Source organism: Micromonospora sp. NPDC049201, assembly GCF_055586805.1.
Genome location: NZ_JBVJHM010000002.1, coordinates 145,370 through 167,038, shown reverse-complemented (window position 1 = coordinate 167,038; position 21,669 = coordinate 145,370). Strand labels below are relative to the sequence as shown.

General features: G+C 74.4%; 20 protein-coding genes and 1 riboswitch. Of the genes, 14 read left to right on the top strand and 6 right to left on the bottom strand.

The features are described 5' to 3' along the window. Window positions 1–65: 65 nt before the first annotated feature. Entirely contained in the window at window positions 66–899 is an 834-nt protein-coding gene (gene truA, locus ACZ6O5_RS04425) for a tRNA pseudouridine(38-40) synthase TruA (protein ID WP_465974437.1), read from the top strand. 93 nt (window positions 900–992) lie between these two features. Here truA and ACZ6O5_RS04420 read toward each other — a convergent pair whose 3' ends face one another. Then, window positions 993–2,141, bottom strand: a complete 1,149-nt coding sequence (locus ACZ6O5_RS04420; RefSeq protein ID WP_465974436.1) for a hypothetical protein — start codon at window positions 2,139–2,141, stop codon at window positions 993–995. Between the two features lie 125 nt (window positions 2,142–2,266). Between ACZ6O5_RS04420 and ACZ6O5_RS04415 the strand changes: the two genes are divergently transcribed. The 11 genes from ACZ6O5_RS04415 to thiC all read left to right on the top strand — a co-directional run bounded on the left by ACZ6O5_RS04415 (window position 2,267) and on the right by thiC (window position 12,709). Next, window positions 2,267–2,872, top strand: a complete 606-nt coding sequence (locus ACZ6O5_RS04415; protein WP_465974435.1) for a class I SAM-dependent methyltransferase — start codon at window positions 2,267–2,269, stop codon at window positions 2,870–2,872. Window positions 2,873–2,913: 41 nt separating this feature from the next. Continuing rightward, entirely contained in the window at window positions 2,914–4,593 is a 1,680-nt protein-coding gene (locus tag ACZ6O5_RS04410; RefSeq protein WP_465974434.1) for an ABC-F family ATP-binding cassette domain-containing protein, read from the top strand. Beyond that, window positions 4,590–5,387 (top strand): nucleotidyltransferase family protein, encoded by a 798-nt coding sequence (locus ACZ6O5_RS04405; RefSeq protein WP_465974433.1) that lies wholly within the window; start codon window positions 4,590–4,592, stop codon window positions 5,385–5,387. The genes ACZ6O5_RS04410 and ACZ6O5_RS04405 overlap by 4 nt, the downstream gene beginning before the upstream one ends. Window positions 5,388–5,463: 76 nt before the next feature. Further along, window positions 5,464–6,426 carry an aldo/keto reductase gene (locus tag ACZ6O5_RS04400; RefSeq protein WP_281938076.1) on the top strand — a complete coding sequence of 321 codons (963 nt, stop codon included), beginning with the start codon at window positions 5,464–5,466 and terminating at the stop codon, window positions 6,424–6,426. 282 nt (window positions 6,427–6,708) lie between these two features. Continuing rightward, a riboswitch (TPP riboswitch) is annotated at window positions 6,709–6,820 on the top strand. Continuing rightward, window positions 6,815–7,441: a thiamine phosphate synthase gene (gene thiE / locus ACZ6O5_RS04395; RefSeq protein WP_465974432.1), complete on the top strand. Its 627-nt coding sequence runs from the start codon at window positions 6,815–6,817 to the stop codon at window positions 7,439–7,441. It overlaps the preceding riboswitch by 6 nt. Further along, complete coding sequence (thiO, locus tag ACZ6O5_RS04390; RefSeq protein WP_465974431.1) at window positions 7,435–8,565, top strand: glycine oxidase ThiO; 1,131 nt, start codon at window positions 7,435–7,437, stop codon at window positions 8,563–8,565. Before thiE ends, thiO begins: the two co-directional genes overlap by 7 nt. Continuing rightward, on the top strand, window positions 8,556–8,756 hold the full coding sequence (thiS, locus tag ACZ6O5_RS04385; protein WP_357297993.1) for a sulfur carrier protein ThiS: 201 nt from the start codon (window positions 8,556–8,558) through the stop codon (window positions 8,754–8,756). Before thiO ends, thiS begins: the two co-directional genes overlap by 10 nt. Window positions 8,757–8,761: 5 nt before the next feature. Continuing rightward, complete coding sequence (locus ACZ6O5_RS04380; RefSeq protein ID WP_465974430.1) at window positions 8,762–9,532, top strand: thiazole synthase; 771 nt, start codon at window positions 8,762–8,764, stop codon at window positions 9,530–9,532. 47 nt (window positions 9,533–9,579) lie between these two features. Further along, on the top strand, window positions 9,580–10,323 hold the full coding sequence (locus ACZ6O5_RS04375; protein WP_465975024.1) for a thiamine phosphate synthase: 744 nt from the start codon (window positions 9,580–9,582) through the stop codon (window positions 10,321–10,323). After that, a complete protein-coding gene (gene thiD, locus ACZ6O5_RS04370) occupies window positions 10,320–11,108 on the top strand; it encodes a bifunctional hydroxymethylpyrimidine kinase/phosphomethylpyrimidine kinase (protein WP_465974429.1) in 789 nt (262 codons plus the stop codon). Before ACZ6O5_RS04375 ends, thiD begins: the two co-directional genes overlap by 4 nt. Before the next feature lie 17 nt (window positions 11,109–11,125). Further along, the gene (gene thiC, locus ACZ6O5_RS04365; RefSeq protein WP_465974428.1) at window positions 11,126–12,709 is read left to right on the top strand and encodes a phosphomethylpyrimidine synthase ThiC; all 1,584 of its coding nucleotides are present in this window, start codon (window positions 11,126–11,128) and stop codon (window positions 12,707–12,709) included. Window positions 12,710–12,755: 46 nt separating this feature from the next. Here thiC and ACZ6O5_RS04360 read toward each other — a convergent pair whose 3' ends face one another. The 4 genes from ACZ6O5_RS04360 to ACZ6O5_RS04345 all read right to left on the bottom strand — a co-directional run bounded on the left by ACZ6O5_RS04360 (window position 12,756) and on the right by ACZ6O5_RS04345 (window position 17,716). After that, on the bottom strand, window positions 12,756–15,536 hold the full coding sequence (locus ACZ6O5_RS04360) for a hypothetical protein (RefSeq protein ID WP_465974427.1): 2,781 nt from the start codon (window positions 15,534–15,536) through the stop codon (window positions 12,756–12,758). A 76-nt stretch (window positions 15,537–15,612) separates the two neighbouring features. Continuing rightward, complete coding sequence (locus tag ACZ6O5_RS04355; protein WP_281938063.1) at window positions 15,613–15,921, bottom strand: cupin domain-containing protein; 309 nt, start codon at window positions 15,919–15,921, stop codon at window positions 15,613–15,615. Beyond that, on the bottom strand, window positions 15,918–16,868 hold the full coding sequence (locus tag ACZ6O5_RS04350; protein WP_465974426.1) for an LLM class F420-dependent oxidoreductase: 951 nt from the start codon (window positions 16,866–16,868) through the stop codon (window positions 15,918–15,920). Before ACZ6O5_RS04350 ends, ACZ6O5_RS04355 begins: the two co-directional genes overlap by 4 nt. Window positions 16,869–16,870: 2 nt before the next feature. Next, window positions 16,871–17,716: an ABC transporter ATP-binding protein gene (locus ACZ6O5_RS04345; protein ID WP_465974425.1), complete on the bottom strand. Its 846-nt coding sequence runs from the start codon at window positions 17,714–17,716 to the stop codon at window positions 16,871–16,873. Window positions 17,717–17,998: 282 nt separating this feature from the next. Here ACZ6O5_RS04345 and ACZ6O5_RS04340 point away from each other — a divergent pair, with 282 nt between their 5' ends. Together ACZ6O5_RS04340 and ACZ6O5_RS04335 are read left to right on the top strand one after the other, a co-directional pair. Then, entirely contained in the window at window positions 17,999–19,027 is a 1,029-nt protein-coding gene (locus ACZ6O5_RS04340; protein WP_465974424.1) for an ABC transporter substrate-binding protein, read from the top strand. 100 nt (window positions 19,028–19,127) lie between these two features. Further along, the gene (locus tag ACZ6O5_RS04335) at window positions 19,128–19,961 is read left to right on the top strand and encodes an ABC transporter permease (protein ID WP_465974423.1); all 834 of its coding nucleotides are present in this window, start codon (window positions 19,128–19,130) and stop codon (window positions 19,959–19,961) included. Between the two features lie 161 nt (window positions 19,962–20,122). On the opposite strand, the gene ACZ6O5_RS04330 is transcribed toward ACZ6O5_RS04335, so the two are convergent. Then, a complete protein-coding gene (locus tag ACZ6O5_RS04330; protein ID WP_465974422.1) occupies window positions 20,123–21,304 on the bottom strand; it encodes an ABC transporter substrate-binding protein in 1,182 nt (393 codons plus the stop codon). Window positions 21,305–21,669 lie beyond the last annotated feature (365 nt).

Sequence of the window (21,669 nt, the reverse complement as noted above, 5' to 3'; positions counted from 1 at the left end):
GGCTCGACCGGGCCCGGCATCCCCACGGGGGTGCCGGGCCCGTCGCCGTCAACGGGAGGTACGAGGTGGACGAGCGGACCCGGCTGCGGCTGGACGTCTCGTACGACGGCACCGACTTCTCCGGATGGGCCCCGCAGCCCACCCGGCGCACGGTGGCCGGCGTGCTCATGGCGACGCTGGACCTGGTGCTCGGCGCCGGCACGGTCACCGGGCTCACCGTGGCCGGGCGGACCGACGCCGGGGTGCACGCCACCGGGCAGGTCTGCCACCTGGACCTGCCGACCGAGGTGTGGCGGGCGCACGAGGGGCGGCTGCTGCGCCGGCTGGCCCGGCTGCTCCCGCCGGACGCCCGGGTACGCGCGATGACCGAGGTGCCGGCCGACTTCGACGCCCGGTTCTCGGCCACCTTCCGGCGCTACGAGTACCGGGTCACAGACGCGCCGTGGGGCGCCGAGCCGCTGCGCCGGCGGGACACGCTGGCCTGGTCGAAGCCGCTGGACCTGGCCGCGTTGAACGAGGCCGCGGCCGGTCTGGTGGGCGAGCACGACTTCGCCGCGTACTGCCGGCGGAAGGAGAACGCCACCACGCTGCGCGAGGTGACCCGGCTGGACTGGCGGCGCGACCCGGACGGGATCCTGGTCGCCACCGTGCAGGCCGACGCGTTCTGCCAGAACATGGTGCGCAGTCTGGTCGGCGCCATGCTGGTCGCCGGTGACGGCCGGCGGCCGGTCGAGTGGCCGGCCGGGCTGCTGACCCGCCGGGAACGGTCCAGCGAGGTCACCGTGGCGCCCGCGCACGGCCTCGCGCTGGTCGAGGTCGGCTACCCGGCCGACCCGGCGGAGTACGCCCGCCGCGCCGGCCTCACCCGCCGGTTGCGGGTCCCGGTCGCCGAGGGCTGAGCCGGGCGGAGGACGACGCGGGCGCGGCCAAGCGGCCCGGATACGCCGACCGGCCGCCACCGGAGATGGATGGCGGGCCGGGGGAGCGCCGCTTCAGTCGCCGGTGCCGCGCTGGCCGGCGCTGTCCTCGGTCGGACCGTCGGTGGGCTGGCCGGCCGTGCCGCCCGCGGCCCGGTGGTCCAGCACGTTCCGGTTCAGGTGCAGCTCGATCAGGTCGAACATGATCTCGCGGGCGACCGCGTCGTCGGTCGGGATCCGTTCCCCGTCCGCGCGGGTGACCAGGCAGAAGGCGAGATAGTGGCCGCGTACCTGCCAGCCGACCCGGGCGGCGGCCTTCTCCACCGCCTCGGTGCCCTCACCCGCCGGCAGGCCCCGGAACCGTCCCTGGCGGTCGTCCAGCAACGGCCGGATCCGGTCCCGTACCCGCTGGGCGCTGGCCAGGTCGGTCAGGTTGAACAGCCCGGCGGTGAGCAGGTGGTCGCCGTCGGGGGAGCGGAGCGTGCCCCGGACGACCTGGTTGCACCCGAGCCGGACCAGCAGGTCGGCGATCTCGCCGGTGGCCGAGACCGCGCAGTCGGTGCTGGCCTGCGTCTTGAGCACCCGGTACGCCGGCTTGCCGTCGGTGACCACGAGTTGCTTGCCCGGGAACAGTTCCTTGGCGGTGAGCGCCGCCTGGTCGGTGTCCCGCGAGTCCAGGTCGGACCGGCCGGGCGCGCTCGACTCGGTCGCCGCCGGAGGTGGGGTCTGCTCGCTCGTCGGCGGCGTGTCGGCCCGCTCGTCGAGCAGCGCCGCGACGGCCAGGCCGGTGAGGGAGAGCAGGAGCAGCACGGCGGCGCCGCCGACCAGCGCCTGCCAGAACCGGCCACCGCCGTGGCGGCCGGCCCGCCGGTTCCGTGACTGGTCGGGCAGGCTCGTGGTGCGGAACGTCGGGCTGACCGGGACCGGCACGGTCGGGCCTGCGGTCGCGGCGGGCACCGGCTGCGGCACCGGTGGTGCGGGCTGGGGCACCGGCGTGGGCTCCCGGGGCGGTGTGGGCACCGGCGCGGGTGGCGCGGGGGCGGGCGCCCGGGCGTCATCGAGGGTCGGGCGGGTGGCCCGGGCCGGTGGCAGCGACGGCGTGGGGAAGCGGGACGGCGACGGGCCCGCCGGTGGCGGCGTCGCGACCACGGGCCCGACCGGGGCCGGCCCGGGCTCCGGATATTCGAGGAAGGCGTCCTCATCGGACTCGTACCGGTACACCATGTGGGATAGAGTAGGGCCGATTATCCCTTTCAGGGGGAATATCGGGAAATTCCGACAGGGTGGCGTCGCCCCCTGCCCGCCGTACCGTCGACCGGCCCGCCACCCGCCGGTGCGAGAATGCCCGCGTGACCGGCGACCACTACTTCACCGCTGAGCCCACGACCCCGGCCCGCCCGCGCGAGGTCGAGTTCTCCGTCGCCGGGCGCGACTACACGCTCACCTCGGCCGGCGGGGTCTTCTCCGCCGACCGGCTCGATCCTGGCACCGCCGTGCTGCTGCGCAAGGCCGACCTGCCGGCCGCCGACGCCGCCGGCCCGCTGCTCGACATCGGCTGCGGATTCGGCCCGATCACCTGCGTCCTGGCCACGCTCGCGCCGGCCGCCACGGTCTGGGCGGTGGACGTCAACGAACGGGCCCGCGCGCTCACCACCGCCAACGCCGCCCGCGTCGACGCGGCCGACCGGGTCCACGCCGTCGCCCCGGACGACCTGCCGCCGGACGTCACGTTCGCGCAGATCTGGTCGAACCCGCCGATCCACGTCGGCAAGGCCGAACTGCACGACCTGCTGCTGCGCTGGCTGCCCCGGCTCACCCCGGACGGCGTGGCCTGGCTGGTCGTCGCCCGGCACCTCGGCGGCGACTCGCTGCACCGCTGGCTTGTCGAGCAGGGGTGGCAGGTGCAGCGGCACGCCAGCCAGAAGGGCTACCGGGTGCTCCGCGTCACCCGGTAATCCGGTGTCGGCCGGGCCGCCGGCTCGGGCAGGATGCCCGCGTGGGATACGTGGACGTGGCAGGGGTCGGGCACATCCTCCCGGACGGGCGGGAGCTGTTCCGCGACGTGTCGTTCCGGGTCGGCGAGGGCGCCAAGGTGGCGCTCGTCGGCCCCAACGGCGCCGGCAAGACGACGTTGCTCCGGATGGTCGCCGGTGACCTGCCGGTGCCCACCGGCGCGATCGCCCGCGCCGGCGGGTTGGGCGTGATGCGGCAGTTCGTCGGCATGATCGGTGACGAGTCGACGCTCGCCGACCTGGCCCTGTCACTCGCGCCGCCGGCGCTGCGCGACGCCGGGCACCGGCTGGTCGAGACCGAGGCGGCCATGCGGACGGCCGAGGTCCGGGGCAAGTTCAGCTCCGCCGCCGGCAAGGCCCAGCTCGCGTACGCCGACGCGCTGGCCGCCTGGGGCGAAGCCGGCGGGTACGACGCCGAGGTGCTCTTCGACACCGTCACCACCATCGTGCTGGACCTGCCGTGGGACGCCGCCCGGGACCGACCGGTCCGGACGCTCTCCGGTGGCCAGCAGAAACGCTTCGCGCTGGAGCTGCTGCTGCGCGGCCCGGACGAGGTGCTGCTGCTCGACGAGCCGGACAACTTCCTCGACGTACCAGGCAAGCGGTGGCTGGAGGCGCGGCTGCGGGAGTCCGCCAAGTCGGTGCTCTACGTCTCGCACGACCGGGAGCTGCTGGCACAGACCGCCGACCGGGTGGTCGCCGTGGAGGGCGGCAGCGCCTGGGTGCACCCGGGCGGCTTCGCGAGCTGGCACGACGCGCGGGTGGCCCGGCACGCCCGCCTCGACGAGCTGCGCCGGCGCTGGGACGAGGAACACCAGAAGCTGCGCGAACTGATGCTGATGTACAAGCAGAAGGCCGCGTACAACGACGGGCTGGCCTCCCGCTACCAGGCCGCGCAGACCCGGCTGCGCAAGTTCGAGGAGGCCGGGCCGCCGCCCGTACCCCCGAAGGACCAGGACATCCGGATGCGGCTGACCGGCGGGCGGACCGGCAAGCGCGCGGTGATCGCCGAGCAGCTTGAGTTGGACGGCCTGACCTACCCGTTCGACCTGGAACTCTGGTACGGCGACCGGGTCGCGGTGCTCGGCGCGAACGGGACCGGCAAGTCGCACTTCCTGCGTCTGCTGGCGCGCGGCGGCACCGACCCCGAGCCGGGCAACACGCCTGTCGACGGCGCTGCCGCGCTCGCGCCGGTCGCGCACGGCGGTGTGGTGCGGCTCGGCGCCCGGGTCCGGCCGGGGCACTTCTCACAGACCCACGACCGCCCGGAGCTGATGGCGAAGACGCTTGTCGAGGTGCTGTGGCGCGGCGACGAGCACCGGGCCGGCATGGACCGGCACGCGGCCATGGCGGCGCTGTCCCGCTACGAGCTGGCGGGCCAGGGCGACCAGCGCTTCGGCACGCTCTCCGGCGGCCAGCAGGCCCGCTTCCTGGTGCTGCTGCTGGAGCTGTCCGGGGCCACGCTGCTGCTGCTCGACGAGCCGACCGACAACCTCGACCTGGCCTCCGCCGAGGCGCTGGAGGCTGGGCTGACCGCGTTCGACGGCACGGTGGTCGCGGTGACGCACGACAGGTGGTTCACCCGGACCTTCGACCGGTTCGTGCTGTTCCGCGGCGACGGGGACGTGGTGGAGACGCCGGAGCCGGTCTGGGACGTCGGATGATCGACCAGGAGCTGGTCGACCGGCTCTGCGCGGTCGACGGCGTGGTCGCGGTGGCGCTCGGCGGCAGCCGGGCCCGCGGCGAACACCGGCCCGACTCCGACTGGGACGTCGGCCTCTACTACCGGGGTACGCCGGACGTGGCCGGGCTGCGCGCGGTCGCCGACTCGGTCGCCGACAGCCCGGTGGACCTCACCGCACCCGGCGGCTGGGGCCCCTGGGTCGACGGCGGCGGCTGGCTGCGCGTCGGCGGGGTGGCGGTGGACTGGATCTACCGGGACCTGGACCGGGTGCACCGGGTCTGGGCGGACTGCCGTGCCGGCCGCTACACGGTCGAGGTGCAGGCCGGGCACCCGCTCGGGTTCTACTCGCCCGCGTACGCCGGGGAGGTCGCGCTCGGCCGGGTGCTGGGCGACCCGACCGGCGAGCTGACCGCGCTGCGGGCCGAGACCGTCCACTACCCGCCCGCGCTCGGCGCGGCACTCGTGGCCGGCGGCTGGGAGACCGGCCTGCTGCTCGACGGCGCGGCCAAGGGCGCGGCCGGCGGCGACGCCGGGTACGTGGCGGGGTGCCTGTTCCGGGTGGTCGGCGTGCTCGCGCAGGCGCTGCACGGCCGGGCCGGGCGATGGCTGGTCAACGAGAAGGGCATGCTCGCCTCGGCCGGGCGGCTGCCGGGCACGCCACCGGACCTCACCGCCCGGGCGCAGGCGCTGCTCGGCGCGCTGGGGCGTACCCCGGTCGAGCTGGCGGCGACGGTCGGTGCCGCCCGGGCGCTCGTCGCCGACGCGCTGGGCTGAGACGCCCGGGCCGGCGGGCCCGGCCCGGTGGCAGCCGGTCGGGCTCGTCCCGTGCTCGGGCGGCGGCGGGCATAGGGTGGGACTCGTGAGTGAGATGACCTACCGTCGGCTGGGCGACTCCGGACTCGTGGTGTCCGTGGTCGGCATCGGCTGCAACAACTTCGGCCGCAAACTCGACAGCGACGGCACCCGGGCGGTGGTCGACGCCGCGCTCGACGCCGGGATCACCTTCTTCGACACCGCCGACATCTACGGCGAACCGCAGGGCGGCTCCGAGGAACTGCTCGGTCAGGCGCTCAAGGGGCGCCGCGACGACGTGGTGGTCGCCACCAAGTTCGGCATGGACATGCACGGCGCGAACGGGCCGGACCACGGTGCCCGGGGCGCCCGTCGCTACATCGCCCGCGCGGTCGAGGCGTCGCTGCGCCGGCTCGGCACCGACCACATCGACCTCTACCAGATGCACGAGCCCGACCCGGGCACGCCGATCGACGAGACGCTCGCCGCGCTGGACGACCTGGTGACCGCCGGCAAGGTGCGTTACCTCGGCAACTCCAACTTCGCCGGCTGGCAGATCGCCGACGCCGACTGGACCGCGTCGTCGGCGGGGCGTACCCGGTTCATCTCCGCGCAGAACCACTACTCGCTGCTGGAGCGGGGGGTGGAGGACGAGGTGATCCCGGCCTGCGAGCGGTTCGGCCTCGGCATGCTGCCGTTCTTCCCGCTCGCCAACGGGCTGCTCACCGGCAAGTACAAGCGGGGCGAGGCGCCCCCGACGGGCAGCCGGCTGGCCGGCGGCGGCCGGTACGCCGAGCGGCTGGCGGCGGCGCGCTGGGACACCATCGAGGCCATCGAGGCGTACGCCGCCGAGCGTGGGATCAGCATGCTCCAGGTGGCCATCGGCGGGCTGGCCGCCCGGCCGGCGGTGACCTCGGTGATCGCCGGCGCGACCACTCCGGACCAGGTACGCGCCAACGCCGACGCGGGCACCTGGCAGCCCACCGACGAGGACCTGGACGCCCTCGACGCCCTCCTCTGACGTCCCGCCCACCCGTTGGGTGGGCACTCGGTGAGGGGAACGTCATGGCTGTCTCCACGTCGGCCCGCGCAGCATCGGCCGGGTGCGCAGCCCTTCGTTGACGGCTCGACTACCCCGGAACGGCAGGACCGCCAGGCAACGCGGGACGCGGGCGTGGGTCGACATCCTGGCAGCGTGTCGTCACTCGACGGTCACCCGCCGTCCCGGTCCGTCGGGTGGCGCGGTCCTGGGAAAAAACTCACCCGGTCTTCCGTACGGCGGGGAGGCGTCGTACGGTAGCCGCAAGTGACCCACGGGAGCCCGGTGTGGACCGGGCTGAGAGGGGGGCTGACAGCCCCCGACCGTTGAACCTGATCCGGGTAATGCCGGCGCAGGGAGGAGCGTTGCCGTGCCGTCCCTGGGACGACTGCATCTCATCACCGACACCCGACCGGGGCGGAATCCGCTCGGCGTGCTGCGTGCCGCGCTGCCGGTGGGCCGCGCCGAACTCGTCGTACAGGTCCGCGTGACGGACGACGCCACCGACCGGGAGGCGTACGAGCTGGCCCGCCGGGTGGTCGAGGCGTGCCGGCCGTACGGCACGTGTTGCCTGGTCAACGACCGGTTGCACGTGGCGCTCGCGGTGGGCGCGGCCGGTGGCCACGTCGGGGCGGACGACCTGCCGGTGGCCGCCGCCCGCCGGGTGCTCGGCGTCGACGCGGTGCTCGGCGCGACCGCCCGGGAGCCGGGCGCCGCCCGGGCCGCGGTCGCCGCCGGAGCGAGCTACCTGGGTGTGGGCCCCTGCCACGCCACCACCACCAAGCCGGGGCTGCCCGCGCCGATCGGCCCGGACGGGGTACGCGCGGTCTCCGCGGCGGTGACCGTGCCGGTGATCGCCATCGGCGGGGTGACCGCCGCGGCGGTGCCGGCGTTGCGGGCGGCCGGGGCGTACGGGGTGGCGGTGGTCGGCGCGCTGTCCGAGGCGGCCGACCCCGCGCACGCCACCGCCGAGCTGCTCGGTGCGCTGACGTGTTAAGCGGGGGCCCCTCCTCTACCGAATGCGTTAACAGGGGGCCCGTCCTTTCCGAGGTGGGGGTGGTGGGGGCGGGGCCGGTGGGGCTGGCGATCGCGTGGCGGTGCGCGCAGCGCGGGCTGCGGGTGAGCGTGTACGACGACCGGCCCGGGTCGGGCGCGTCGCGGGTGGCCGCCGGCATGCTCGCCCCGGTCGCCGAGGCGTACTTCGGCGAGCGGGAGCTGACCGGGCTGCTTGTCGAGTCCGCGGCCCGGTGGCCGGCGTTCGCCGCCGAGCTGGCCGAGGCGAGCGGCGTCGACCTGGGCCACCGCACCGAGGGCACGCTGGTGGTCGGGCTCACCGCCGACGACCTGGCCGAGGCGGGGCGGCTGTGGTCGTACCAGCAGGGTTTGGGGTTGCCGATCACGCCGCTGCGCCCGTCGGCGCTGCGCGACCGCGAGCCGGCGCTGGCCACCCGGGTGCGCGGCGGCGCGGTCGCGCCCGGCGACCACCAGGTCGACCCGCGTCGCCTGGTCGCCGCGCTGCGGGTCGCGGCGGAGCGGGCCGGCGTGACGTTCCGGCCGGCGCGGGTCGGCACGCTGTCCGAGGTGGACGCGCGGGTCACCGTGGTCGCGGCCGGCTGCGGCGCGGCGGCGCTGACCGGGCTGCCGGTCCGGCCGGTGAAGGGCCAGGTGCTGCGGCTCCGCGCGCCCGCCGGCGGTCCGCCGGGCTTCCGGCACGTGATCCGGGGGTACGCCGACGGCGAGCCGGTCTACCTGGTGCCCCGGGCCGACGGCGAGGTGGTGGTCGGTGCCACCGTGGAGGAACGCGCGGACGTCGAGGTGACCGCCGGCGGTGTGCTTCGGCTGCTCCACGCCGCCGCCGAGCTGGTCCCCGAGCTGACCGAGTACGCGCTGGTGGAGGCCGCCGCCGGGCTGCGCCCGGGCACGCCGGACAACGCGCCGGTGATCGGGGTGCTGCCCGGCCGACCCGGCGTGCTCGCCGCCACCGGGCACCACCGGCACGGCATCGTGCTCACCCCGGTCACCGCCGACCTGGTCACCGAACTGATCGTCAACGGCGAGCCGGATCCGGCGCTCGCCCCCTTCAGCCCGGCACGGTTTTCGAAGGAGCGCCTGTGGAACTGATCGTCAACGGCACCGGGCGGACGCTGCCCGACGGCGTCACGCTCGCCGAGGTGGTCCGCGCGGTCACCGGTCAGCAGCGCGGCCTCGCGGTCGCGGTCAACGGCGAGGTGGTGCCGCGCGGTGGTTGGCCGGCGAGCGTGCTGCGCGACGGCGACCGCGTCGAGGTGCTCAGCGCCGCGCAGGGCGGGTGACCGGGATGTCCCTGGAGATCGGCGGCGTGCCGCTCGGCTCCCGGCTGGTGCTCGGCACCGGCGGCGTGGCCAGCCTGGACGTGCTGGAGGCGGCGGTCCGGGCGTCCGGCACGGAGGTGGTGACGCTGGCGCTGCGCCGGGTCGACACCACGCCGGGTGGCGCGGGCGGGCTGCTCGACCTGCTGGAGCGGTGCGGGGTACGGCTGCTGCCGAACACGGCCGGCTGCCGGACCGCGGTGGAGGCGGTGAAGACGGCGCACCTGGCCCGGGAGGCGTTCGACACCGACTGGGTGAAACTGGAGGTGATCGGCGACGAGCGCACGCTCCTGCCCGACGGGGTGGAGCTGCTGCGCGCCGCCGAGGAGCTGGTCGCCGACGGGTTCACCGTGCTGCCGTACACGTCGGACGATCCGGTGCTGGCCCGGCGGCTGGCCGACGTCGGCTGCGCCGCGGTGATGCCGGCCGGGTCGCCGATCGGCTCCGGTCTGGGCATCGGCAACCCGCACCACATCCGGCTGATCCGGCAGGCCGTCGACGTGCCGGTGATCCTCGACGCCGGTATCGGCACCGCCTCCGACGCCGCGCTCGCCATGGAGCTGGGTTGCGACGGGGTGCTGCTGGCCAGCGCCGTCACCCGCGCCGCCGACCCGGTGGCCATGGCCACCGCCATGCGCCACGCGGTCGAGGCCGGGCGCCTCGCGTACGGCGCCGGCCGCATCCCCCGCCGCTCCCACGCGCTCCCGTCCACCCCCGACGACGGCCGGCCCGACCTGTGACCGGCACCCGCGTCGCCACCGTTCCCGGCGGGCGGACGCGTACCAGCATCCGCGACTGCCCGGCCGGAGTGGTGCTGCTGACCGATCGGCGGGTCGCGCGGGCGCCGCTCGTCGAGGTGGTGGCGGCAGCCGTCGACGGGGGAGTGCGGTGGGTGGTGCTGCGGGAGAAGGACCTGCCGCGCGCCGAGCGCCTGGCGCTCGCCGTCGAGCTGCGCGCGGTCCTGGCCGACGTCGGCGGCACGCTGATCGTGGCCGGACCGGACCCGCTCGACGGCGACGCCGTGCACCTGCCGGCCGCCGGCCCGTACCCGCCGCCGCGCCTCGGGCTGGTCGGTCGCTCCTGCCACGACGCCGCCGAACTGACGCGACTGACCACCGAGGACTACGCGACGCTGTCCCCGGTCCTCCCCACCCGCACCAAACCCGGCTACGGCCCACCGCTGGGCCCGGAAGGGCTGCGCGCGCTGGTCGCGGTCAGCCCGGTGCCGGTGCTCGCGCTCGGCGGCATCGAGACCCCGGCCCAGGTCACGGCCTGTGTTGACGCGGGTGCCATCGGCGTCGCCGCGCTCGGCGCGATCATGCGCGCCTCCGATCCCGCCGAAACCGCCACCGCGCTGGGCAGCGCCTTCCAGGAGGCGTTCACCCCGGTTGTCGCGCACCCCCCACCCGACGGCGGAGATCCCCACGAGAGGGCTGCGGCCGACCGTGACCACGCAGGGATCAAGCCTGACCGCCCGGAGTGGGCACGGTCGGCCGCAGCCCCCACCGCAACCAGAGAAGGAACGCAGTGACGCCGCAGGTACTACTCACCATCGCCGGCTCCGACTCCGGCGGCGGCGCCGGCATCCAGGCGGACCTGAAGACGTTCGCCGCGCTCGGCGCGTACGGGACGAGCGTGCTCACGGCCGTCACCGCGCAGAACACGCGCGGCGTGGACGCCGTCCTGCCGTTGCCCCCGCAGACCGTCCGCGACCAGCTCGACAGCGTGCTCGGCGACTTCGACGTCCGGGCCGTGAAGACCGGCATGCTCGGCACGCCGGCGGTCGCCGAGGCGGTGGCCGGGGCGGCCCGGGACGGGCGACTGCCCCGCCTCGTCGTCGACCCGGTGCTGGTCGCCACCAGCGGGCACCGGCTCGGCGTGACGGAGGCGGTCGAGCGGCTGCTGCCGTACGCCGAGGTGGCGACGCCGAACTGCGCGGAGGCCGCGGCCCTCACCGGACGCCCGGTCGGCACGGTCGAGGAGATGGTCGCCGCGGCCGAGGCGCTGGCCGCGCGGGGGCCGACGTTCGTGGTGGTGACCGGCGGCGACGTCGACGCGGCGGGCGAGTCGGTGGACGTGCTGGCCGGCGGCGGCACCACGCGGCTGCTGCGCGCGCCCCGGGTGGACACCCGGCACAACCACGGCACCGGCTGTTCGTTCGCCGCCGCCGTCGCGGTCCGACTGGCGGCCGGCGACGCGGCGCCGGTCGCGGTGGCCGCCGCCAAGGAGTACGTGACCCGCGCGCTGACCGGCGCGCGGGGTTGGGAGCTGGGCGCGGGACGCGGCCCGCTGGACCACTTCGGCTGGTCCGCTTGAGCGACAGGGAGGCTGTCATGCAGGCACGTCGCAAGGTGTACGTGGAAGGGTCGCGGCCGGACATCCGGGTGCCGTTCGCGGAGGTGACGCTGACCGGGGACAACCCGCCGGTGCGGCTCTACGACACCTCGGGCCCGGGATCGGACCCGGAGGTGGGGCTGCCCGCGCTGCGCGGGCCGTGGATCGCCGAGCGGGGCGACGTCGCGCCGGTGCGGGGCGCCGGCAGCCCGCTGGCGGGAACGCGGCCGACCCAGCTCGCGTACGCCCGGGCCGGGACCGTCACGCCGGAGATGGAGTTCGTGGCGATCCGGGAGGGCGTCACGCCGGAGTTCGTCCGGGACGAGATCGCCGCCGGCCGGGCCGTGCTGCCGCTCAACGTCAACCACCCGGAGTGCGAGCCGGCGATCATCGGTAAGGCGTTCCTGGTGAAGGTGAACGCCAACATCGGCACCTCGGCGGTCACCTCGTCGGTGGCCGAGGAGGTGGAGAAGCTCACCTGGGCGACCCGGTGGGGCGCGGACACCGTGATGGACCTCTCCACCGGCAGGCGGATCCACCAGACCCGCGAGGCGATCGTGCGTAACGCGCCGGTGCCGATCGGCACCGTGCCGATCTACCAGGCGTTGGAGAAGGTCGGCGGGGACCCGGTGAAGCTGAGCTGGGAGGTGTTCCGGGAGAACGTGATCGAGCAGGCGGAGCAGGGCGTCGACTACATGACCGTGCACGCCGGCGTGCTGCTGCCGTACGTGCCGCTGGCCGTGGACCGGGTCACCGGCATCGTCTCCCGGGGCGGTTCGATCATGGCGGCCTGGTGCCTGGCGCACCACGAGGAGAACTTCCTCTACACGAACTTCCCGGAGCTGTGCGCGCTGCTGGCGAAGTACGACGTGACGTTCTCGCTCGGTGACGGGCTGCGTCCCGGGTCCATCGCGGACGCCAACGACGAGGCGCAGTTCGCCGAGCTGCGTACGCTCGGCGAACTGACCACGGTGGCCTGGGAGCACGACGTCCAGGTGATGATCGAGGGCCCGGGGCACGTGCCCATGCACAAGATCAAGGAGAATGTGGACCTCCAGCAGGAATGGTGCCACGAGGCGCCGTTCTACACGCTGGGCCCGCTGACCACCGACATCGCGCCCGCGTACGACCACATCACGTCCGCGATCGGCGCCGCCATGATCGGCATGTTCGGCACCGCGATGCTCTGCTACGTGACGCCGAAGGAGCACCTCGGGCTGCCGGACCGGGACGACGTGAAGGCCGGCGTGATCGCGTACAAGATCGCGGCGCACGCGGCCGACCTGGCCAAGGGGCACGCCGGTGCGCAGGCGTGGGACGACGCGCTCTCGAAGGCGCGGTTCGAGTTCCGCTGGGAGGACCAGTTCAACCTGGCGCTCGATCCGGAGACGGCCCGGGCGTACCACGACGCGACGCTGCCGGCCGAGCCGGCCAAGACCGCGCACTTCTGCTCGATGTGCGGACCGAAGTTCTGCTCCATGAAGATCACCCAGGAGCTGAAGGACTACGCGGCGCGGGGCATGCGCGGCAAGTCCGAGGAGTTCGTCGCCGCCGGCTCGCAGGTATACCTGCCGCTGGCCTGAGCGTGACCGGGGGCCGGGCGCGGTCCGGCCCGGCCCCCGGGTCGGCTCAGTCGCGGTGGTGCCGGCCGGTCCGCAGGGAGCGGGCGTCGTCGGCGTTGTCGTCCGAGGCGAGTCCGGCGACCCAGTCGACGTACTCGTCGTCGGTCGTGGTGCCCGGCTCGGCGGTCTCGTCGGCCGGCTCCGGGCCGCCCTTGTCCCGGTTACGCCGGAACAGTCCGCGCCGGGTCTTCGACTTCCCGCCGGCCGCCTCGGCGTCGTCCGCCCCGGCGTGCCGTCCCCGGGACGCCTCCCGGTCGTCGTTCCCGGCTCCGGCTCCCGAGCCCGAGCCCGAGCCGGAACCCGAGCCGATGGCCTGCTCCGGCACGGTCGTGACGGTCCTCGCGCCGTCGGCCCGCGCCGGCACGGCCTCCTCCGCAGCGGTCCGGCCGGCCGGGCGGGCGTTGGTGGCGAGCGCGTCCCACCCGGTGCTCCGACCCGGCTCGGGCAGGCCCTGATGGCGGAGACGGGGCGCCGGTTCGGCCCGGTCGGTCGCGCCGTCGCCGTCCCGGCCGGTGGCCGGCGGCGTGGTGGCGGCGGGCGGACGGGCCGGCCGGCCGGCCGGCGGGGTGATCGGCCAGGCCGGGCGCACGTCTCCCGCTCGTTCGGTGGCGTCCTCGAAGATCGGGAACCGTGGCCGGGGGGACGCGGGCGCGGGTTGCTCGGCCGGCTCGGGGTCGAAGAAGAAGCTGCGTGGCCGCCGGGCCGGCTGCGGCGGGGCCGTCGGCTCCCCGGTTCGCGTTCCGCCCGGCATGTCGGTGCCACCCGCGTCGGTGCCGTCCGGGACCGGGCCCGTCGCCGTGGTGACCGCGTCGACGGCTCCGACTCTGTCGGCGGCTCCGATCGCATCGGCAGCCCCGGCCGGTCGGGTGGCTCTCACCGCGTCGGCGGCCCGGCCAGGGCCGGCCACGTCGGCGGCGTCGGTGGCACCGGCCGCCGTGACCGGCGTGGCCGGGGACGGCGTGGCTGCGGGTGGCGCGGCTGCGGACGGGCCGGTGTCCTCACCGGTGGGACGCGTCGGTCGGGTGCGGCCCGAGCGCCCGGTCCGGGGGGCTTCGGCCGGGTCGCCTGTCGCATCGTCCGCGAGCGGTGTGGGCCGGGTGGCGGCGCGGCTCCGGCGTGCCCGGGTGGCGCGTGGCGCGGCCTCCGCCCGTCCCGCCGTGACGTCCGCCGTCTGCTCCGCCGTGCTGTCGGACTTCCGCGTCGCGGTGCCGTCGGACCTCTGCTCCGCCGCGGTGTCGGACGTCTGCTCCGCGGTGCCGTCGGCCTTCTGCTTCGTCGAGCCGGTGGGCGCCCCCGTGGTCGGGATCGTGGCCCTCGTCCGCGCCGGGGCGGTGGTCGTCGGCGTGACCGCGACGGACGTCGGACCGGTGCCGGTCGCCTCCGGTGCGGAAACCGGCCGCATGGCCCTCCGCCCGTCGGTCCCCGGCTCGTCGGCCCCCCGCCCGTCGGTCCCTGACTCGTCGGCCCCGGCCCCATCGGTGTCCGACTCGCTGGTGCCCGGTCCGGTGGTGCCTGTTCCGGTGGTGCCCGTTCCGGCGGTCCCTGTTCCGGAGGTGTCGGAGCCGGCCGGGAGCGGCCCGGTCGACGGCTGCGGCTCGGGGCGGCCGGCGGCGAGGACGTCGATGGCCGAGGTGCGCCGGCCCGGTGGCAGCAGGCCGGGCATCGGGGACGTGCGGGCCGGATCCTCGTCGTGCCGGCCACCGGCCGGCGTGACCGACCGGGCCGGTCGCTCGTCGTCGACGGACGACGCCGGACCGGCGTGTCGGGGCGCCGACGGCGGCGGCGTGACGGACCCGCCGGCCTCCGGCCAGTCCCAGTGCGCGGGAGCCGGCGCGCCGGTCGTGGCCGGCACCGGCGCGGTGCCGGCCGGCGTCGTCGGAACGGGCGCGCTGGCCGGCAGCGGCGCGAGGATGTCGGTCGGGTCGACGGCGTCGGAGTTGCCCGGCCGGGGCAGCACCGAGGTGGCGGTCGCGCCGAGCGCCCCGGCCGCGACCGCGATCAGCGCGCCGTAGTAGGGCGCGAGCTGGTAGCGGTCGGCCGCCGTGCCGGGACCGGCGGTCAGGTAGGCGAACGCCACCAGCACCGGCCCGGCCGCGCCGGCCGCGCCGCCCACCAGTGGCGGATGCCCGGCCCGGCGGGCCAGCACACCGATCGCGCCGCCCGCGAGCAGGGCCAGCGTGGGCAGCAGCAGCATGGCCAGGCGTTGCGCCGCCGGGGCGCCCAGCCAGGACGGTTCGAGCACCCCGAGGCGTACGGTGGCCAGCGGCCGGTTGGCGACGATCGTGGGTGCGACGGAGAGCAGCGCCAGCAGCCAGACGATTCCGGTGGTGATCGCGACGCCCCAGCCGAACGGCGGCTTGAGCAGCACGGCGATCGCCGCGCCGGCGCCCACCACCGCACCCAGGACGGCGCAGATGCCGGCCGCCCAGACCGGGTCGACGGAGCCGCCCAGCTCGGCGGCGCGGGCCGGTTGCATGCAGAGCGGGGCGACCACGATCGCGCCGAGCGCGCTGACGCCGGCGATCGAGAGCAGCTCGGTGGTGCCACCGGGGAGGTCGTCGCGGCGGGCGAGGCGCTCGGTGACGACGGCCCCGGCGACGGTCGCGACGGCGGCGAACCAGGCGACCCAGACGAGCTGGGCGGGCCAGCGGTTGACCGAGACGTCGACGAACGCGCCGTCGAGGCGGACGACGCCGAAGCCGTACGCGACGCCGAGCTGGCCGGCAGCGGCCAGCACACTCACCCCGAGCGCTGTGAGCAGCAGCCTGCCCCACGTCCGAAAGGCCATGTCGGGCACGTTACGGCCCGGTGGGGTGGTTCGCCACCTTGCCACCGCGCGGCGCGGCGAACCGCCGCCGGCGTGGCTACTTCAGCTCGACCAGCCGGGCGAGGTAGGTGGTGTCGCCGACGTTGGTCAGCATGTGCACCGCCCCGGGGTCGCGGTAGACCACCCCGCCGGTGGGCTCGTCGGCGTCGATCGTGGTGCCGTCGATCGTCTGCACCACGTTCTTCGCACCCTCGATCGCCACCACCAGGTACGGGTGGTCGTGGCGGTGCAGCGGCTGGCGCTCGCCCGGCTCCAGCCGGATGTGCCAGACCCGGACCCGGTCGTTCTCGTAGACGATCTCCTGGCCTACCGGGCCGAGTTCGAGGTCGGCGTGCGCGTGGGTCATCGGGCTCCGTCCAGTTGGGGGAGCACCTCGGCGGCGATCAGCTCCACGTGGTCGAGGTCGTCGAAGTCGATCAGCCGCAGGTGCACCCGGGTGGTCCCGACCGCGGCGAACTCGCCGAGCCGGTCGACGAGCTGGGCGGGGGAGCCGACCACCGGGTCCTCCGGCGGGAGCGCGCTGGCGACGTGCAGTGGCGCGGCCCGGCGCTGCGCCTCGGCGTCGGTGCGCCCGATCGCCACCACGATCCCGGCGGAGAGCGTCAGCGGCGCACGCCCGGACGCGTCGCGCCCGGTGCGGTCGCACGCCTCCCGGACCCGCTCGTAGGCGGCGGCCGTCTCGGCGACGCTCTTGAACGGCATGTTGAACTCGTCGGCGTACCGGGCGGCCAGCTCGGGGGTGCGCTTGGGGCCCTTGCCGCCGACGATCACCGGCGGACCGGGCTGCTGCACCGGCTTGGGCAGCGCGGGCGCGTCGACCAGCCGGTAGTGCTCGCCGGTGAAGCTGTACGTCTCGTCGGACGGGGTGCGCCACAGGCCGGTGACGATCTCCAACTGCTCGGCCAGCCGATCGAACCGCTCGTTGACCGGCGGGAACGGGATGCCGTACGCGGTGTGTTCGCGCTCGTACCAGCCGGCGCCGATGCCCAGCTCGACCCGGCCGCCGCTCATCCGGTCGACCTGGGCGACCATCACGGCCAGCGGCCCGGGGAGCCGGAAGGTGGCGGAGGTGACGAGCGTGCCGAGCCGGATCCGGGACGTCTCCCGGGCCAGCGCGGCGAGCGTCAGCCAGGCGTCGGTGGGGCCGGGCAGCGCCGGCTCGTCCCCCATCGACCGGTAGTGGTCGGCCCGGAAGAAGCCCTCGAAGCCGGTCTCCTCGACCAGCCGGGCGAACCGGAGCTGGTCGTCGTAGTCCGCGCCGCGGTGGGGCTCGGTGAAGACCGTGACCCGCATGCTCACCGTCCTCCCGCCGCCGCGGCCCGCGGCGGCGTCTCGACCGGCGTGGCCGGCGGTCCCACCGGACCGGCCGGCGCGGGTACGCCGGGTGTGTCCCGTTCCATCAGCAGCTCGTGCAGCTCGGCGCTGATCCGGGCGACGTCGGCCAGGTGCGCGTGCCGGCCCAGGGTGCGGGGCCGGGGCACGGCCACCTCGACCACCTCGCGGATCCGGCCGGGACGCGGGCTGAGCACGACCACGCGGTCGGCCAGCAGCACCGCCTCGTCGATCGAGTGGGTGACGAAGACGATCGTCGCTCTCGTGTCCATGTGGACCCGTTGCAGCTCGCCGGAGAGTTCCTCCCGGGTGAGCGCGTCGAGCGCGGAGAACGGCTCGTCCATCAGCATCACGCGGGGTGAGCCGATCAGCGACCGGCAGAGTGAGACCCGCTGCTGCATGCCGCCGGACAGCTCGTGCGGGAGGCGCTTCTCGAAGCCGCCCAGCCCGGCCATCTCCAGCAGCGCCCGGGCCCGGTCGCGGTGCTTCGCCCGGCTCCAGCCGAAGATCTCCACCGGCAGCAGCACGTTGTCGAGCACCGTGCGCCACGGCAGCAGCGCCGGCCGTTGGAACAGCATGGCGACGTCCTGGCGCGGCTTCGTGATCGGCGTGCCGGCGACGGTGATCTCCCCGGCGGTGGCCGGCAGCAGGCCGGCGATCATCCGCAGCAGAGTGGACTTTCCGCAGCCGGACCGGCCGAGGACGGCGACGAACTCACCCTCGGCGACGTCGAGGTCGATGCCGCGCAACGCCTCCACCCGCCCTGAGCGGCCGTCGAAGGTGCGGGACACCCCGGACAGTCGGATCATCCGCCGGCTCCCTTCCCACGTCGTCCGAATGCGAATCGGGCTAGCGTAGCGGGGCTCGTCCGGTCGTTCGGTCCGGGGTGGACGTCAACTCACCCCCGTTATGCACGTTCGTTTCCGTTCCGCAACCCGGACGGTTGCTGCGCGTCATCTGGCTTCTCGTACTCTGTTGCGCGCGAAGAGTCCCCTCGCGACGGTCCAGTCGGCCCATCCCCCCTGCCGACCCCGTCGGACCCACGACCCGACCGGCGAAGATGCCCAGGTCGGAAAGGACATGGTGCACTGATGAGAAGGTTGACCCGCACAGTCGCCGCGGCGGCGCTGGCGACCGCCCTCGCCCTCGTCGGCGGCTGCAGCAGCGACTCGGACAAGTCCGAGAGCAGCGGCGGTACCGGCGGGACGCTGGAGAAGGTGACCTACCTCACCTCGTTCGGCAACTTCGGCCGTGACTCCTACGCCTGGGTGGCGAAGGACAAGGGCTTCTTCAAGGAGGCCGGCTTCGACGTCGACATCAAGCCGGGCCAGGGCACCGGCTCGGTCATCCAGACCATCACCGGCGGTCAGGCCGACTTCGGCCCGATCGACCTGACCGGTGGCATCCTCCAGCTCGGCAACGGCCAGGCGAAGGACTTCGTGGCGGTGGCCGCGATCCAGCAGCGCACCATGGCCGCCATCGTCACGGTCGAGGGCAAGAACATCGCCACGCCGAAGGACCTGGAGGGCAAGAAGCTCGCCGACACCCCGACCTCCGTCGTGCGCAACCTCTTCCCCACGTACGCGCGGCTGGCCGGCATCGACAACAGCAAGGTGACCTGGGTCAACGGTGAGGCGCAGGGCCTGATCGGCATGCTCGGCTCCGGCTCGGTGGACGGCATCGGCCAGTTCGTCGTCGGCCAGCCCACCGTCGAGGTGGTGACCAAGAAGAAGCCGGTCGTGCTGCCGTACAGCAACGTGATGCAGGACCTCTACGGCAACGCGCTGATCACCTCCTCGAAGATCGCCAAGGAGAAGCCGGAGATGGTGAAGAAGTTCACCGCCGCGCTGCTCAAGGGCCTGGAGTACGCGTTGGAGCACCCGGACGAGGCGGGCGAGATCCTGAAGAAGAACGTGCCGGCCGCCGTCCCGGCCGCGTCCGCCGCCGAGCTTCGGCTGATGGCCGCGTACGTCCGGTCGAGCAACTCCGGCACCGCGATCGGCACGCTGGACAGTGGCCGGGTGGCCAAGAGCATCGCGCTGCTCCAGGGCGCGGGCGCGCTGAAGCAGAACCTCACCCCCGACCAGATCATCAACTTCGACCTCGCGCCGAAGGCCTGACCTGTCGCTCGGACCAACGGGGGTGCGCCCGCCGGGACATCCGGTGGGCGCACCCCCTTCGCGCGCCGGTCGTGCCGACCGGCCGGACAAGGAGGACACGTTGACGCAGTTGACCGAGGCCCGGCCGGGAGCGCCGGTGGAGCCGGCGCGCGCCCGGCGCGGTCGGGGCGTACCCCCGGCGGCGGTCGGCCTGCCGGTGCTCGGGCTGGTCATCGCGGTGGCCGCTTGGTGGCTGGTCACGTCCGTGCTGCACCTGGTGCACCCGGTCGCGCTGCCGCCGCCGCAGGCGGTGGCCCGTTCGCTCGCCGCCACCACCGATGTGCTGCTGCCCGCCCTGGGGATCACCACCTGGATGACGCTCTCGGGTTTCCTGCTCTCGTCGGTCGTCGGCGTGCTGATCGGGATGGCCCTGGCCGCGTCCCGCCGGGTGGAGCGGATGTTCGCGCCGCTGCTGGTGGCGGTGAACGCGGTCCCGAAGATCGCTTTCGGCCCGCTGCTCGTGGTGGCCGTGGGCTTCGGTCAGAAACCCATCCTGACCATGGTGTTCCTGCTCTGCTTCTTCCCGATCGTGCTCTCCACCGCCACCGGGTTGACCACCACCCCGGCCGACCTGGCGGAGCTGGGCCGGTCGCTGAACGCCTCCTGGTGGCAGTCGTTCCGCAAGGTGCGCCTGCCGGCCGCACTGCCGCAGATCTTCGTCGGCCTCAAGGTGGCCATGCCGCTGGCCGCGATCGGTGCCGTGATCGGGGAGTTCTACTCGGACCGTCCCGGCCTCGGCTACCAGATCCTCCAGTACAACGGCGTGGGCGACACGGCGACCGCGTGGGCGGCCATCATGCTGGTGGCGCTGATGAGCATCGTGCTCTACGCGGCCCTGAGCGCGATCGAGCGGTTCGCCCTCCCGTGGGTGCGCGCCACCACCTCCGCCCGCTGACCGTCGACCGAGAACCCGACGTCGACCGAGGACTCCGACAGATCGACCTCACCCAAGGTCGGCGCCCGACCACGACAGGTGTGGCCCCACCGCAACCGGCGCAGGGATCAAGCCTGACCGCCCGGAGCCGGTTGCGGTGGGGCCACACCCCACGGTGACCCCTAGCCGGCGAGCCGCCACCGACCCCCACGCGCCACCAGCGTCGTCAGCGCCTGCGGCATCAACCCGGAGTGATTGTCCGGCGTCATCCGGATCGGGCCGGACAGGCCGTCGAGCTGCGAGGTCTCCAGCACGTCGCGCAGCGCGTCCCGGTCCACCTTCCCCCGCTCGCCGCCGGCCCGCTGCTCGGCGTCCGCGATGAGCTGGACCGCGTCGGCGGCGAACGAGGAGAAGCCGTTGTAGCCGCCGAACCGGGCGGTGTAGTCCTGGAACCACTGCCGTCGGGCGGCCTTGGCCGGGGTGGTGGCGATGACGTCGTCGATCACCATCGTCTGGGTGAAGATCAGCGTGGCCAGCTCGGTGGAGCGGGCCGACGGGCCGAGGAACAGCTCGCCGGCGGCCGAGGCGTCGAAGAAGAGCGACCCGCGGTAGTTGCGCTGCCGGGCGGTGGTGGCGGCCAGCGTCGCCTGCTCCGGGGGCGTCCAGAGGATCAGGGCCTGCGGCTTCTTGTCGACCAGGTCGTCGATCTGCGCGCTCACGTCGGTGTCGGTGGTCCGCACCGCCTCGGCGGCGACCAGCTTCACCGACGTCTTGCCGAACTCGCGGCGCAGCGCGGCGACGCCTTCCTGGCCGTACCCGTCGGCGCTGTGCAGCACCGCCACCTTCCGGATGTTGCGCCGGGTCAGCTCGGTGGTGAGGGCCGCCGCGCTGTCCACCGCGTTCGGGGCCAGCTTGAAGACGTACCGGCGCTGGTCGACCGGGTCCGTGACCGCGCCGGCGGAAGCGAGCGCGATGGTCGGAATGCGCTTGTCGCTGATCGTGCGCGCCGCGCCGACGGCGCATTCGTTGCAGCCGCCCATGATGACGGCGCTCACCTGTGCGTCGCCGCTGAAATCATTGATGTTGCGCAAGGATTCGGCCGCGTCCGAGCGGTTGTCCTTGACCCTCAGTTCGATCTTCCGGCCGCCCAGCACGCCGGAGGCGTTCATCTGGTCCACCTTCAGTTCCAGCGCCCGCTGGTACACCTTGCCGATCGGCGCGGAAGCGCCGGAGAGTTCGAGGTCGGCGGCGATCACGATGGGGCTGGTGTCCTGCGGTTCCCCGCCGATCCCGCAGCCGGTGAGCGTGGTGGCCAGCACGGCCGATGCGAGCACCGTGATGCTCGCGGAGCGGATGGGGCTCAACTCAGTCCTCCAGGGTGCGGCGCGGGCCGTCGCCCGATCACCGCCGCTTGTCCGTCCTCAGTGGAGGAACGGGATTGGGGTGCCGTACGGTGTGCGCGAAGCTTGCAAAACCTTGCCAATGCCGGGCCCTGTGGTCAAGCGGGGATGCCGGATGCCGTTTCGGGACGGTCATCCCACATGCTGGGGAAACGAAACGTTAACTGACAATTACTGCTCAGATGCGCTTGGCCACTCTGGAGTGACATCCCCTGTTCAGGGGGTTGGAGAAAAGAAGGTATTAGGTGACCGGATCACGGGTTGAGTCCACACCGACCGTTTCCTACCTCACCGCGGCTTCCCAAAAAGGATCTCGTCTGATGAAATCT